The organism is Streptococcus mitis (genome assembly GCF_946190335.1).
Lineage (GTDB): Bacteria > Bacillota > Bacilli > Lactobacillales > Streptococcaceae > Streptococcus > Streptococcus mitis_CH.
The window spans coordinates 13,893-27,230 of record NZ_CAMHZN010000001.1; the positions used below are offsets into that span (position 1 = coordinate 13,893).

17 protein-coding genes are annotated in these 13,338 nt (G+C 38.3%); all 17 read left to right on the forward strand.

Annotated elements, in window-relative coordinates; genetic code table 11:
- The 17 genes from N8O43_RS00080 (at nt 1) to N8O43_RS00160 (ending at nt 13,337) form a co-directional block, all read left to right on the forward strand.
- Nucleotides 1–432, forward strand: a complete 432-nt coding sequence (locus N8O43_RS00080) for a GNAT family N-acetyltransferase (RefSeq protein ID WP_000945732.1) — start codon at nt 1–3, stop codon at nt 430–432.
- 61 nt (nt 433–493) lie between these two features.
- On the forward strand, nt 494–1,750 hold the full coding sequence (glyA, locus tag N8O43_RS00085) for a serine hydroxymethyltransferase (RefSeq protein ID WP_000575482.1): 1,257 nt from the start codon (nt 494–496) through the stop codon (nt 1,748–1,750).
- 7 nt (nt 1,751–1,757) lie between these two features.
- On the forward strand, nt 1,758–2,732 hold the full coding sequence (locus tag N8O43_RS00090; RefSeq protein ID WP_261088944.1) for a nucleoid-associated protein: 975 nt from the start codon (nt 1,758–1,760) through the stop codon (nt 2,730–2,732).
- The gene (gene pmp23 / locus N8O43_RS00095; protein ID WP_000476366.1) at nt 2,732–3,346 is read left to right on the forward strand and encodes a cell wall hydrolase Pmp23; all 615 of its coding nucleotides are present in this window, start codon (nt 2,732–2,734) and stop codon (nt 3,344–3,346) included. Before N8O43_RS00090 ends, pmp23 begins: the two co-directional genes overlap by 1 nt.
- 73 nt (nt 3,347–3,419) lie before the next feature.
- Nucleotides 3,420–4,394, forward strand: coding sequence for a DUF1002 domain-containing protein (locus N8O43_RS00100; protein WP_049544654.1), 975 nt, complete (start codon nt 3,420–3,422; stop codon nt 4,392–4,394).
- A 73-nt stretch (nt 4,395–4,467) separates the two neighbouring features.
- The gene (gene rlmD / locus N8O43_RS00105) at nt 4,468–5,829 is read left to right on the forward strand and encodes a 23S rRNA (uracil(1939)-C(5))-methyltransferase RlmD (RefSeq protein ID WP_261088948.1); all 1,362 of its coding nucleotides are present in this window, start codon (nt 4,468–4,470) and stop codon (nt 5,827–5,829) included.
- 208 nt (nt 5,830–6,037) lie between these two features.
- Entirely contained in the window at nt 6,038–6,211 is a 174-nt protein-coding gene (locus N8O43_RS00110; RefSeq protein ID WP_000159607.1) for a hypothetical protein, read from the forward strand.
- Nucleotides 6,208–6,987, forward strand: a complete 780-nt coding sequence (locus N8O43_RS00115; RefSeq protein WP_261088950.1) for a replication initiator protein A — start codon at nt 6,208–6,210, stop codon at nt 6,985–6,987. Before N8O43_RS00110 ends, N8O43_RS00115 begins: the two co-directional genes overlap by 4 nt.
- A gap of 98 nt (nt 6,988–7,085) precedes the next feature.
- Entirely contained in the window at nt 7,086–8,444 is a 1,359-nt protein-coding gene (gene dcm / locus N8O43_RS00120) for a DNA (cytosine-5-)-methyltransferase (RefSeq protein ID WP_261088952.1), read from the forward strand.
- The gene (locus N8O43_RS00125; RefSeq protein WP_261088953.1) at nt 8,428–8,877 is read left to right on the forward strand and encodes a hypothetical protein; all 450 of its coding nucleotides are present in this window, start codon (nt 8,428–8,430) and stop codon (nt 8,875–8,877) included. Before dcm ends, N8O43_RS00125 begins: the two co-directional genes overlap by 17 nt.
- Nucleotides 8,870–9,250: a thioredoxin domain-containing protein gene (locus tag N8O43_RS00130; protein ID WP_049493835.1), complete on the forward strand. Its 381-nt coding sequence runs from the start codon at nt 8,870–8,872 to the stop codon at nt 9,248–9,250. The genes N8O43_RS00125 and N8O43_RS00130 overlap by 8 nt, the downstream gene beginning before the upstream one ends.
- Nucleotides 9,251–9,262: 12 nt before the next feature.
- The gene (locus tag N8O43_RS00135; RefSeq protein ID WP_000840776.1) at nt 9,263–9,496 is read left to right on the forward strand and encodes a hypothetical protein; all 234 of its coding nucleotides are present in this window, start codon (nt 9,263–9,265) and stop codon (nt 9,494–9,496) included.
- Between the two features lie 2 nt (nt 9,497–9,498).
- Nucleotides 9,499–10,086, forward strand: coding sequence for a CPBP family intramembrane glutamic endopeptidase (locus N8O43_RS00140; RefSeq protein ID WP_261088954.1), 588 nt, complete (start codon nt 9,499–9,501; stop codon nt 10,084–10,086).
- Nucleotides 10,087–10,419: 333 nt separating this feature from the next.
- Nucleotides 10,420–10,719: a hypothetical protein gene (locus N8O43_RS00145; protein WP_261088955.1), complete on the forward strand. Its 300-nt coding sequence runs from the start codon at nt 10,420–10,422 to the stop codon at nt 10,717–10,719.
- Nucleotides 10,709–11,197, forward strand: a complete 489-nt coding sequence (locus N8O43_RS00150) for a hypothetical protein (protein ID WP_261088956.1) — start codon at nt 10,709–10,711, stop codon at nt 11,195–11,197. The genes N8O43_RS00145 and N8O43_RS00150 overlap by 11 nt, the downstream gene beginning before the upstream one ends.
- Complete coding sequence (locus N8O43_RS00155) at nt 11,197–13,074, forward strand: VirD4-like conjugal transfer protein, CD1115 family (protein ID WP_261089452.1); 1,878 nt, start codon at nt 11,197–11,199, stop codon at nt 13,072–13,074. The genes N8O43_RS00150 and N8O43_RS00155 overlap by 1 nt, the downstream gene beginning before the upstream one ends.
- A gap of 20 nt (nt 13,075–13,094) precedes the next feature.
- Nucleotides 13,095–13,337: a hypothetical protein gene (locus N8O43_RS00160; protein ID WP_000627865.1), complete on the forward strand. Its 243-nt coding sequence runs from the start codon at nt 13,095–13,097 to the stop codon at nt 13,335–13,337.
- Nucleotide 13,338: the final 1 nt, after the last annotated feature.

Consider the following 13,338-nt stretch of genomic DNA (forward strand, 5'->3'; position numbering starts at 1 on the left):
ATGCTAAGAAATTTAAGAGAAACAGATGTGAAATCTATATGTGACATTAACCAAGAAGCTTTGGGCTATTCTTTTAGTCCAGAGGACACGGCTAGTCAACTAGCTAAACTGTCTCAGGATTCCCATCATTTCCTTCTTGGCTATGAGGATGAAGCTAGTCATGTCTTACTTGGATATGTCCACGCTGAGGTCTATGAATCACTTTATTCTAAAGCAGGATTTAATATTTTAGCCTTAGCAGTTTCACCTCAAGCGCAAGGTCAAGGTATTGGTAAAAGCTTACTGCAAGGGTTGGATCAAGAAGCAAAAAGACGTGGTTATGGGTTTATCCGCTTAAACTCTGCCGATCATCGTCTGGGTGCTCATGCATTTTATGAAAAAGTTGGTTATACTTGTGATAAAATGCAGAAACGGTTTATTCGCATCTTTTAGTTTAATTTTCTTATAAGAGAATTAAACTAATGGACTAGTCACACAATAAAGGAGAAGACCTATGATTTTTGACAAAGATGATTTTAAAGCATATGATGCTGATCTCTGGAATGCTATTGCCAAAGAAGAAGAACGCCAACAAAACAACATTGAGTTGATTGCTTCGGAAAACGTAGTTTCCAAGGCTGTTATGGCAGCTCAAGGGTCTATCTTGACGAATAAATACGCCGAAGGCTACCCAGGACGCCGTTACTATGGTGGGACTGATGTGGTAGACGTGGTAGAAAGTCTAGCTATTGAACGTGCAAAAGAAATTTTCGGTGCTAAATTTGCCAATGTGCAACCTCACTCAGGAAGCCAAGCCAACTGTGCGGCTTACATGGCCTTGATTGAACCGGGCGATACTGTTATGGGGATGGATTTGGCAGCAGGTGGACACTTGACCCACGGAGCTCCTGTCAGCTTCTCTGGTCAAACCTACAATTTTGTTTCTTATAGTGTGGATCCTGAAACGGAACTCTTGGACTTTGATGCTATCTTAAAACAAGCCCAAGAAGTAAAACCAAAACTGATTGTAGCTGGTGCGTCAGCCTATTCTCAAATTATCGACTTCTCAAAATTCCGTGAAATCGCAGATGCTGTTGGGGCTAAGCTTATGGTGGATATGGCCCATATCGCTGGTTTGGTTGCTGCTGGTTTACACCCAAGTCCGGTACCATACGCTCATATCACTACAACAACGACTCACAAAACCCTTCGTGGACCTCGTGGTGGTTTGATTTTGACTAATAACGAAGAACTTGCTAAGAAAATCAATTCAGCTATTTTCCCAGGTATTCAGGGCGGTCCTTTGGAGCATGTTGTTGCTGCTAAGGCAGTTTCCTTCAAAGAAGTTTTGGATCCAGCCTTCAAGGAATATGCTGCCAATGTTATCAAAAACAGCAAGGCTATGGTAGAAGTCTTCTTGCAAGATCCTGATTTCCGTATCATTTCTGGTGGGACTGAAAACCACCTCTTCCTAGTGGATGTGACTAAAGTTGTAGAAAACGGAAAAGTTGCTCAAAACTTGCTGGATGAAGTCAATATTACCCTAAATAAAAACTCAATCCCTTACGAAACCTTGTCACCATTCAAGACAAGTGGGATTCGTATCGGATCTGCAGCCATCACTGCGCGTGGATTTGGTGAAGAAGAGAGTCGCAAAGTTGCTGAACTGATAATTAAAACCCTTAAGAATGCAGAAAATGAGGCTGTATTAGAAGAAGTGAGAAGTGCAGTCAAAGAATTGACAGATGCCTTCCCATTATACGAGGACTAAAATTTTTATGGACATTTATATTAAGAAAGCTATTATCCATCAGTTTAGACCGGATGATACCGAGCTGTTCCTAGCGGATAAGCTTCTCAATATTACTCCAAAAATCGAAGAATACTTGCGTAAAAAAATTGAGCGTGTGTATTCAGATGAAGCCAAGACTGGGATTTTCGAGGAAGAAAATCCCTTCTTCAATCATATCACAGACGATTTGTTGGAGACATCAGTCACACTGGCTAATCTCTGGAAAGAAGAGTTCAGTATTTCTGAAAATCTCAAGACCAATGACTTGATTTTTGTGCAATTTTCTAAAGAAGGCGTGGAACATTTCGCTTTCTTGCGAATTGCCCTGCGTGAGACCCTGACCCACCTCGGAGGAGAGGTCGATAATCCAATCAAGCTGACTCAGAATAACCTGCCTGGATTTGGAACGGGTGCTGATGAGGCCTTGGTGGTCAATCTTCAGAGTCGCAAGTACCATCTGATTGAAAAACGCATCAAGTACAATGGGACTTTCTTGAACTATTTTTCAGACAATCTTCTTGCCGTTTCCCCTAAGATTTCTCCAAAGAAATCTATCAAGGAACTGGAAAAAACGGCACAGCGAATTGCTGAGACTTTTAACACAGATGATTTTCAATTTCAATCTAAGGTCAAATCAGCGATTTTCAACAACCTAGAAGAAAGCAATGAATTATCACCTGAAAAATTGGCCAACGATCTTTTTGACAATAATCTGACGGCTCGTTTGAGCTTTATTGATCAAGTCAAAGAAGCCGTACCAGAGCCTGTTCAGTTTGATGAAATTGATGCCAGTCGTCAGCTTAAAAAATTTGAAAACCAAAAACTTTCTTTGTCAAATGGAATTGAGCTCATAGTTCCTAATAACGTCTATCAAGACGCCGAGTCTGTTGAGTTTATCCAAAACGACAATGGAACCTACTCTATCTTAATCAAAAATATCGAGGATATCCAAAGTAAATAATGTTTAAACGAATTCGAAGAGTGCTTGTACTAGCAGTCTTCCTTTTTGCTGGATATAAAGCTTACCACGTTCACCAGGATGTCAAGCAAGTCATGACCTATCAACCCATGGTGCGAGAAATCTTGAGTGAAAAAGACACCCCAGCAAACGAAGAGCTTGTGCTCGCTATGATTTATACTGAAACAAAAGGAAAAGAAGGCGATGTTATGCAGTCTAGTGAGTCTGCAAGTGGTTCCACCAATACCATCAATGATAATGCTTCTAGCATTCGGCAAGGTGTTCAAACTCTGACAGATAATCTCTATCTGGCCCAGAAGAAGGGGGTAGATGTCTGGACGGCTGTTCAAGCCTATAATTTTGGACCTGCCTATATCGATTTTATCGCCCAAAATGGTAAGGAAAACACCCTAGCACTGGCCAAACAGTACTCTCGTGATACTGTTGCTCCCTTGCTTGGTAACACCACTGGAAAGACTTATAGTTATATTCACCCCATTTCCATTTTTCATGGAGCCGAACTCTATGTAAATGGAGGAAACTATTATTATTCTAGACAGGTGCAACTCAACCTTTACATCATCAAATGTTTTACTCTCTTTTCGACATCTGGCTAGTCCAGGTGTTTTTGTTATAAGTTTTCTTTAAGATAGATATATTACTCTAGAAAGGTAAAGGAGGAAATTCCCTATGAGAAAGAAACTCTTTCTGACCAGTGCTGCGGTCTTGTGGGCAGTAACAGCTATGAATAGTGTCCATGCAGCAACTGATGTTCAAAAAGTCATCGATGAAACCTATGTTCAACCCGAATATGTCCTAGGTTCATCATTGTCTGAAGATCAAAAAAATCAAACCCTTAAAAAACTAGGCTACAATGCCTCAACAGACACCAAAGAACTCAAGACCATGACACCTGATGTCTATTCTAAGATTATGAATGTTGCCAATGACTCTAGCTTACAATTGTATTCATCAGCCAAGATTCAAAAGCTAGGTGACAAGTCGCCACTTGAGGTCAAGATTGAAACACCAGAAAACATCACTAAGGTGACGCAGGATATGTACCGCAATGCGGCCGTAACTTTGGGTGTGGAACACGCCAAAATTACTGTAGCAGCACCTATTTCAGTTACAGGTGAGAGTGCCTTAGCAGGGATTTACTATTCACTTGAAGCTAATGGAGCCAAGGTGCCACAAGCCAACAAAGATTTGGCTCAAGAAGAGTTGAAGGCTTTGTCCGATATCAATGCTGAAAACAAGGACAAGTCAGGCTATGATGCTAATAAATTAAACGTTGCCCTAGCTGATATCAAGTCAGGACTCGCCAAAGCTAAAGAAAGCAAGGGAAATCTGACGGAGGAAGATATCCGTAAAATTGTTGAAGATACCTTGAAAAATTACAAACTTGATCAGGTTATAACAGGAAACCAAATCAATATCATCATCAATTTTGCTTTGAATCTATCGAAGAGTGATATCCTCAGCAATGCAGACTTCACTAAAACCCTGAATGACCTTAAACAAAGTATTGTTTCACAAGCTGGCGACAGTTTTAAAAATATCAACCTTAACTTTGATGCTGATAAGGCGCTAGAGGACGGCGGCAATTTCCTAAGCTCCCTCTGGCAAGCCATTGTCAACTTCTTCAAGAGTTTTGGTTCTTAAGAAAAATCATGGTATAATAGATGGTAACCGTAACGTTGCCGTCTTTTTTGTCGGTCAATAGAAAGAGAAGAAAATGTTAAAGAAAAATGATATTGTAGAAGTTGAAATTGTTGACTTGACCCATGAAGGTGCAGGAGTGGCCAAGGTGGATGGTTTGGTATTCTTTGTCGAGAATGCTTTACCGAGTGAAAAAATCCTCATGCGTGTCCTCAAGGTCAATAAAAAGATTGGTTTTGGTAAAGTTGAAGAATACCTTGTTCAATCACCACACCGTAATCAAGATTTAGATTTGGCTTACCTGCGTTCAGGAATCGCGGATTTAGGTCATCTTGCCTATCCAGAACAGCTCAAATTTAAAACCAAGCAAGTTAAGGATAGTCTATATAAGATTGCTGGAATTGATGATATAGAGGTTGCTGAAACTTTAGGTATGGAACATCCAGTCAAGTACCGCAATAAGGCGCAGGTCCCTGTTCGTCGTGTGAATGGTGTCTTGGAAACAGGATTTTTCCGTAAGAATTCGCATGACCTCATGCCTCTAGAAGATTTCTTTATCCAAGATCCTGTGATTGATGAGGTAGTAGTAGCTCTACGTGACTTGCTCCGTCGTTATGACCTGAAACCTTATGATGAAAAGGAACAAGCTGGCTTGATTCGAAACCTTGTGGTACGTCGTGGGCATTACTCAGGACAAATCATGGTTATTTTGGTAACAACCCGTCCAAAGATTTTCCGTGTGGAACAATTGATTGAACAATTAATCAAGCAGTTCCCAGAGATTGTGTCTGTTATGCAAAATATTAATGACCAGAACACTAATGCTATTTTTGGTAAGGAATGGCGTACGCTTTATGGTCAAGACTATATTACCGACCAAATGTTGGGAAATGACTACCAAATCGCTGGTCCCGCTTTTTACCAAGTCAATACTGAAATGGCGGAGAATCTCTATCAAACAGCTATTGACTTTGCAGCATTAAAATCAGATGATGTGGTTATTGATGCCTACTCTGGTATCGGGACGATTGGCCTCTCTGTTGCGAAACATGTCAAGGAAGTTTATGGTGTTGAAGTGATTGCAGAAGCGGTTGAGAATAGCAAAAAGAATGCTCAGCTGAACAATATTTCAAACGCCCACTATGTCTGTGACACAGCTGAAAATGCTATGAAGAATTGGCTCAAGGAAGGTATTCAACCAACCGTTATCTTGGTTGATCCTCCACGCAAGGGCTTAACCGAAAGTTTTATCAAGGCAAGTAGCCAAACAGGAGCTGATCGCATTGCCTATATCTCATGTAATGTCGCTACTATGGCGCGTGATATCAAACTCTACCGAGAATTGGGATATGAATTGAAGAAAGTCCAGCCGGTTGATCTTTTTCCTCAGACACATCACGTGGAGTGTGTAGTGTTGCTACAACGAACAAGAGGGTGAAAATCCTTGATTTTAAGCTATTTTACAAGCATTTTGTATTTGTAGACAAAGGCAATTTTGACGTCAAAAAAGTCCTAAAAAGGCACATAGATGTATATGTATTTATAGATGTCGTTTGCGCATCGGAAAAATGAATACAACAATAAATATTTATCTAAAGAGAGAACAATTGAATATTGTTCTCCTTTTTTTATTTTCAGGAGGGAAAATGACAAAGGAATTACAATCATCACGCTATATTGTCATTTCATTTTTAGTACGTGAAATGGGAATTGACATTGTTGAAGCCATCTCTCTTATGGCTGAATTAGAAAAAAGTGGCTTGGTTCGATTGGAATCAAGTGGAGATTTAATACTCAAAGAACTTGGAGGAGCGCTATGAAACGAATAACCGTAAATCAATACCAAACTTCAGAACGGTATTACAAATTACCTAAAATTCTTTTTGAGGATGAGAAATATATGGATATGAAACTAGAAGTAAAGGTGGCTTATTCTATTTTAAAAGACCGTTTAGAATTATCTCTCAGTCGTGGTTGGATAGATGAAGAGGGAGCGGTTTATTTAGTATTTTCTAATTCTAAACTGATGAGGCTGTTAGGTTGTTCGAAGTCAAAATTACTGTCCATCAAAAAAATTCTTAAAGAATATGACTTAATTGATGAAGTCCAACAGTCTTCAAGTGAGAAAGGAAGACTAGCTAATAAGATTTATTTAGGGGAATTATCTTCTACCCCAGTAGGTAATTCAAACAGGCCTAGTGTTAAAAAAACACTAGGGCAGGTTGAAAATGATACGTCCCCCGTCTCATATTCAGCCCCTAGTGAGACTGAAGTTAGTGAGACTAAATATAGTGAGACTGATTCTTTATTTATTGAGGATGAGGAGAATAGGAATACTCAACCTATTTTGAAAAGAAAAGTAGAAAAGGTCACAAAATATGATCGAGATTATATTTGGGGATTGGTACAAGATCAATTTAGACGAGAGGGTTTTTCTGAAACAGCCAGTGAAATTGCTATGACTGATTTTGAAAGAGTCTATCAATATGCTCTTGACAATGTTCGCTTTGTTAGACGAGCGGAAGTCCTTGCTGAATTTGTGTTTAATGGCTTGTATTCCGTTTGGAATAACCGTGTTAGAAAAGGAGGTGGTTAAATGTCGCCAATCGAGTGGATATTAGTTATGCTTATTGTCATTTCAAGTGGAGTGACAGTTCTGACAATGGTAGTCGATAAGAAAGGGGGGATAAAGAAATGAGATTTATTGATTTATTTTCAGGTATAGGGGGTTTCCGACTAGGAATGGAAAGTGTCGGACACGAGTGTATTGGATTTTGTGAGATTGATAAATTTGCTAGAGAATCTTATAAGTCTATATTTCAAACGGAAGGAGAAATTGAATTTCATGACATACGAGATGTTTCAGATGACGAATTTAAAAAACTTAGAGGGAAAGTCGATATCATCTGTGGGGGATTCCCTTGTCAAGCATTTTCAATCGCAGGAAGACGATTGGGATTTGAAGATACTAGAGGCACTCTGTTCTTTGAAATTGCTCGGGCGGCCAAACAAATCCAACCACGTTTTCTTTTTCTTGAAAATGTTAAAGGCCTACTCAATCACGATAAGGGACGGACGTTCACCACAATCCTTACCTCACTTGATGAGTTGGGGTTTGATGTTGAGTGGCAGGTGCTTAACAGTAAGGATTTTGGCGTTCCCCAAAACAGAGAGAGGGTGTTTATTATCGGACATTCTAGAAAGAAAGGTGCCCGACTCCTATTTCCTTTCAGACGAGAAGGTCAAGCAACTAACTCTGAGACTTTGAAAGCACTAGGAAATTTGAATCCATCAAGAAGTGGAATGAGTGGTAAAGTCTATTATTCAGAAGGTCTTGCGCCAACTTTAGTTCGTGGAAAAGGAGAAGGATTTAAGGTTGCTATTCCTTGCATTACACCAGATAGATTAGACAAGAGACAAAATGGGAGACGCTTTAAGGAAAACCAAGAGCCGATGTTTACTTTAAATACTCAGGATCGTCATGGTATTGTCGTTGTTGGAGATTTACCAACTAGCTTTAAGGAGACTGGTCGCGTCTATGGAAGCGAGGGCTTATCTCCAACACTGACTACGATGCAAGGTGGAGATAAAATCCCCAAAATACTGATTCCAGAACCAATCCAATTTTTAAAAGTCCGGGAGGCAACTAAAAAAGGATATACTCAAGCAGAGATTGGGGATTCAATCAATTTAGAAAGACCAAGTTCTCAGTATCGTCGTGGAAGAGTTGGAAAAGGTATAGCGAATACGTTAACAACTAGTGGTCAAATGGGAGTAGTAGTGGCTAGCTATGAAGGAGAAGATAAAAAAGTTTATCATGTAGCCGGTGTCTTGATAGATGGACAATTTTACCGTCTGAGAATTCGACGAATCACTCCTAAAGAGTGTTTTCGCTTGCAAGGGTTTCCTGATTGGGCTTTTGAAGCTGCTAGAAAAGTCTCTAGTAATAGTCAGCTCTATAAACAAGCTGGTAATAGTGTAACCGTTCCTGTGATTGCTGCAATCGCAAAGAAATTGAAAGAAATAGAGGAAAAAGATGAAAGCGTTAAATAAAGAGTCAATACTATATTGTGATGAATTAGAAACAGAATTACATGATGCAGAAATGATGCAGTTGGATGAACAAATATTTTTGATGCCCAATTATCCATGTGAGTTTGAAGTGAAATTTTTAGATTATTACCATAAAAAACACAATTACCCACTATTTTATGAATCCTATCTTCAAAACATTATGGAATTCCTTGAAAGTCAGGATATAAAGAACGGAGCTGATGCCTTTATAGATGATAATCAGAATCTTGTTTTTGTTTTATATGGGCAAGGCTATCGAGCCGAGGGAAAAGAGGGAATACTTACAACCCAAGTAACTGTAAAAGCTTATGATGAAGACAAGAAATCGATTAACTTCTCAAATTTATTAGATTCCTTAATCGTCTCAGAATATCAAATGGAACCGAATCTTTGGGAGGTCTCCCATGATTGATCTCTATCTAAGTAAAAATAGCCAAAGAAATCAACTTCTTTTAGACTTCTTCCAAAACTATGGCATCGAGGTATCTTGTCATTCTGTTTCTGAAATGACAAAGGAAAAATTAATTGAAATGATGAGCTATTCTTCAGATTGTTTTGAGTTTTTATCTCCAAATTTATTACGTTTTAAGAATCGAGATAACCTAAAATTAACAGATTTCATCGAAATGATATTAAAAAATCCTGAACTAACCATCAGACTTCCTCTTGCGGTTTCAAATAAGCGAGTTTATCCAAATCTGAATCTGGAGGAGGCTAGAGCTTTATTGCCAAGAGATACGAAACAATTGATTTACATGGCACAAACACATTATTTATCTAACTAAAGGAGAAGCAATATGGCTGAACGATTTTGGGAGAACTTGTCCATTATTTTGGCTGAAAGAAATATCAGCTGGATTGAGTTAACCAGAAAAATGTTTGCGGGAGAGTTTCACTATCCAAGTGAATTGAATCGTTTGTATCAAAAGATTCGTCACTATAAGATGGAACAACGAATGCCTCAAAGTCCATGGGTAGAAAGGATTGTGCAGGTATTAGATTTAGATTATGAAGATTTATTTCGGAGGTAATTATGAAAAGAATAATTCCAGTTTATATAATCCAACAAGTAAATGTCCTATTGGTATCTCTATACTTACTGAAATTGCTTTGTATCGGTGAGTTAACTATACTACAGATTCTCTATGGAGCGTCGCTCATTTCTTTTTTATGGATGTATGGCCAACGCAAACAAGCTCATAAGATCAATATGAAATCTAGGATGAAATGGCTTGGTATTGGATTCGTTAGCCTACTGCTTATAAGTCTATGTTTTAGCCTGATTCATGCTCAAGGAACTACGAATCAAGCAAACTTAATTGGCCTTCAACATCAAGTTCCTTGGTTTTCATTTTTATTGTTCTTAATCAATGCGAGTATGGTTGAAGAATTTCTGTATAGAGAAATTTTATGGAACTTGGTCAGAAAATTAGATATTCGAGTTGCTTTGACAAGTGTTTTATTTGCCTTAGCACATCATCCAGAAACCATTCTAGCTTGGTGTTTATATGTTTCACTAGGGATGTTTTTAGGGCTTGTACGTTACAAATCGGACTTATGGGGCAGTATGGGTCTACATTTGGTGTGGAACCTACTAGTTTATAGTTTGCTGCTTTTTTAGACAAAATTAGCTTATTTTAGGGAAATGAAATGCTAACGTTATGTAACAATGTTAGTCTTTTATTTCAAACTCTTTGATGAATATGAATTTAGCTCGACAGAAAAATAAGAAATGTGATAAAAATTTCAACTACTCTTATCTATAATAAAGCTACCTGTTCTTTGAAAATTGAATCCACTCCGTCTTGATTAGCGTGCCTGTGTAAGTAGGGACTGAGAGTATTTCCCTGTGAAGGGCAACTGGCACAAGACGTGTGTGAGAATTTTCTAACAGACACGGAGTTTATCGTTACCAGACTTAAACGATGCGACAAACTAGATAAAGGAGTTAATCATGAAGGTAGTAAACTTGTATGATTTGAAACAAATGGGAAATAAAGGTGGTTGTACCATCCAATTGATTCATCACTTTCCTTTTGGTATGGGCTTAGGACATCTCAAAAAAGACTACATTGAATTTAAACGTGTTGGTATCTTTGAAGGGAAAGCAGTAGAAGTTACTCTTCGAGAACCTTATTCGAGAGATCTGCTGCAGGTTGTCAAGTCGATTAAGCTACGTCAGAAATTGATAGCTTATCGTTATAAAGAAGGAAAGCTGCTATTTGTGAAGAAGGAGGCCTCTGATGTCCTCTGAACAACAGGAACGAATGGCAGTTCAATATGCAGAGCGTAGTCTTTTATTTACTGTAAAAAGTCTCTTAAAGATTCTAGAATGGTCTAGACGTCAGGCTTTAGCACAGGATTCCGCCTATAAGATAGGGGTGCAGAAATTAGAAGAATTGCTACAATCTCCTTATTCGATTGATACGATTAATCTGAAAAAAGATTTCTTAGACAAACCAATTGATATAGAGAAATTTAAAGCTTTTTTAGAAAAAGAAGAGATTCCTTTAGCCATCGCTTCGCAAGGGGATTCTCTACATTTCTACACGAAAGACCGTTCGATTCTAGACAATCATTTAGACCATCTGTTAGAAAAAATGGTTAATGATCCGAAGAAATTAGCTGATTTTACCATGGATAAGTCATTAGACCAAGCAATTGATGAGGCTAAATCCCAAATTACCTTTAGACAAAAAGGAGCCGTCAAACAGAAAGAGATGGTGAGATGATGTACAGTGGAAAGAAATTCCTACTATTCTCACTGTTAGGTATCTTACTAGGCTATCTTTTTCATCGTTTGACGCTTTTGTATGATTCCTATACTGGAAATACCTTAGATAAATGGACTCATCTTCTGATGGAAGGTCAAGATGAAGTTCTTCAGTCGCCATGGAATGTTTCCTTTACTGGAAAATCAAGTGCTTTTTTTCTACTAGGTTTTGTGATGATGTTGCTGGTTTATCTCTATCTAGAGACTGGTAAAAAACAATACCGAGAAGGGGTAGAATACGGGAGCGCCCGTTTTGGAACTTTAAAAGAAAAGAAGCTCTTTTACGGTAAGGAATTTTCTCATGATACGATTTTAGCACAAGATGTTCGTTTGACATTATTAGATAAAAAATCACCCCAATATGATAGAAATAAGAATATTGCGGTGATCGGAGGTTCAGGAAGTGGGAAGACATTTCGCTTTGTAAAACCCAATCTGATTCAGATGAATAGTTCCAATATTGTCGTGGATCCTAAAGATCACTTAGCTGAGAAAACAGGAAGACTCTTTTTGGAACATGGCTACCAAGTAAAGGTGCTAGATTTAGTCAATATGAAGAACTCAGATGGCTTCAATCCTTTTCGCTATATAGAGACAGAAAATGATTTGAATCGCATGCTGACGGTTTATTTCAATAACACCAAAGGCTCTGGCTCCCGTAGTGATCCATTTTGGGATGAAGCTTCTATGACTTTGGTACGAGCTTTAGCCTCTTACTTGGTCGATTTCTATAACCCACCTAAAACAAGAGAACAGCTCATAGAAGAAAGTCGTTTAAGTCAAAAGGAATATCAAAACTTGTTGAAACGTCAAAAAAAAGAAGTGGAAGAGCGAAAAAAACGAGGGCGTTATCCAAGTTTTGCTGAAATCTCAAAACTCATTAAACACTTATCCAAGGGTGAAAACCAAGAAAAAAGTGTCTTAGAAATTCTATTTGAAAATTATGCTAAAAAGTATGGGACTGAAAATTTTACCATGCGAAATTGGGCAGATTTCCAAAATTATAAGGATAAGACTCTGGATTCTGTTGTTGCTGTAACCACTGCTAAATTTGCCCTCTTCAATATTCAAAGTGTTATGGATTTGACCAAAAGAGATACCCTTGATATGAAGACATGGGGCAAGGAAAAATCAATGGTGTACTTAGTTATCCCAGATAACGATAGTACCTTTCGCTTTCTTTCAGCCCTCTTTTTTTCAACCGTATTTCAAACCTTAACAAGACAAGCAGATATTGATTTTAAGGGGCAATTACCTCTTCATGTGAGAGTCTATTTAGATGAGTTCGCAAATATCGGAGAAATTCCAGATTTTGCTGAACAAACCTCAACAGTTCGTTCTCGTAATATGAGTCTAGTTCCCATTCTTCAAAATATTGCCCAACTTCAAGGGCTCTATAAAGAAAAAGAAGCTTGGAAAACCATTTTGGGGAACTGTGATAGCTTAGTCTACTTAGGTGGGAATGATGAAGATACCTTTAAATTTATGAGTGGATTACTCGGTAAACAAACCATTGATGTTCGAAATACTAGTCGTTCCTTTGGCCAGACAGGTTCAGGATCCCTTTCTCATCAAAAAATTGCTCGTGATTTAATGACACCTGATGAAGTCGGAAATATGAAACGGCATGAATGTTTGGTTCGAATTGCCAATATGCCTGTCTTTAAAAGCAAAAAGTACAATTCCACTAAGCATCCAAACTGGAAATACCTAGCCAATCAAGAAAGCGATGAACGGTGGTGGAACTATCAAATCAATCCTTTGAGTCAAAGTCAAGAAAATCATCTTGAAGGCCTTAGAATTCGTGATTTAACTTTTGAATCTAGTTTAAAATAAAAATAGAAAAGAGGAAATAGATGATTACGCATTTTAAAGGTTTTGTTTATGGAGTAGACGCAAGTGCTATGTTTGCACAAGCTATGTCTTTGTTACAGAAGGGATTGATTGCAGTTGGTGCCTTTCTCGTTGTTGTGGGGATTGTCAACCTTGCAACCAACATTAAAGATGGTGGACCAGGTGTTCGGAATGCCATTCTGGAAATTGTCGGTGGTGTTATGGTAGGGGCTGCTGGAGCCTTTGTAACTCAGATTTCAATTTAGG

Coding starts and splice junctions, on each gene's coding strand:
- N8O43_RS00080 (WP_000945732.1), top strand. CDS start 1: ATGCTAAGAAATTTAAGAGAAACAGATGTGAAATCTATATGTGACATT.
- glyA (WP_000575482.1), top strand. CDS start 494: ATGATTTTTGACAAAGATGATTTTAAAGCATATGATGCTGATCTCTGG.
- N8O43_RS00090 (WP_261088944.1), top strand. CDS start 1,758: ATGGACATTTATATTAAGAAAGCTATTATCCATCAGTTTAGACCGGAT.
- pmp23 (WP_000476366.1), top strand. CDS start 2,732: ATGTTTAAACGAATTCGAAGAGTGCTTGTACTAGCAGTCTTCCTTTTT.
- N8O43_RS00100 (WP_049544654.1), top strand. CDS start 3,420: ATGAGAAAGAAACTCTTTCTGACCAGTGCTGCGGTCTTGTGGGCAGTA.
- rlmD (WP_261088948.1), top strand. CDS start 4,468: ATGTTAAAGAAAAATGATATTGTAGAAGTTGAAATTGTTGACTTGACC.
- N8O43_RS00110 (WP_000159607.1), top strand. CDS start 6,038: ATGACAAAGGAATTACAATCATCACGCTATATTGTCATTTCATTTTTA.
- N8O43_RS00115 (WP_261088950.1), top strand. CDS start 6,208: ATGAAACGAATAACCGTAAATCAATACCAAACTTCAGAACGGTATTAC.
- dcm (WP_261088952.1), top strand. CDS start 7,086: ATGAGATTTATTGATTTATTTTCAGGTATAGGGGGTTTCCGACTAGGA.
- N8O43_RS00125 (WP_261088953.1), top strand. CDS start 8,428: ATGAAAGCGTTAAATAAAGAGTCAATACTATATTGTGATGAATTAGAA.
- N8O43_RS00130 (WP_049493835.1), top strand. CDS start 8,870: ATGATTGATCTCTATCTAAGTAAAAATAGCCAAAGAAATCAACTTCTT.
- N8O43_RS00135 (WP_000840776.1), top strand. CDS start 9,263: ATGGCTGAACGATTTTGGGAGAACTTGTCCATTATTTTGGCTGAAAGA.
- N8O43_RS00140 (WP_261088954.1), top strand. CDS start 9,499: ATGAAAAGAATAATTCCAGTTTATATAATCCAACAAGTAAATGTCCTA.
- N8O43_RS00145 (WP_261088955.1), top strand. CDS start 10,420: ATGAAGGTAGTAAACTTGTATGATTTGAAACAAATGGGAAATAAAGGT.
- N8O43_RS00150 (WP_261088956.1), top strand. CDS start 10,709: ATGTCCTCTGAACAACAGGAACGAATGGCAGTTCAATATGCAGAGCGT.
- N8O43_RS00155 (WP_261089452.1), top strand. CDS start 11,197: ATGTACAGTGGAAAGAAATTCCTACTATTCTCACTGTTAGGTATCTTA.
- N8O43_RS00160 (WP_000627865.1), top strand. CDS start 13,095: ATGATTACGCATTTTAAAGGTTTTGTTTATGGAGTAGACGCAAGTGCT.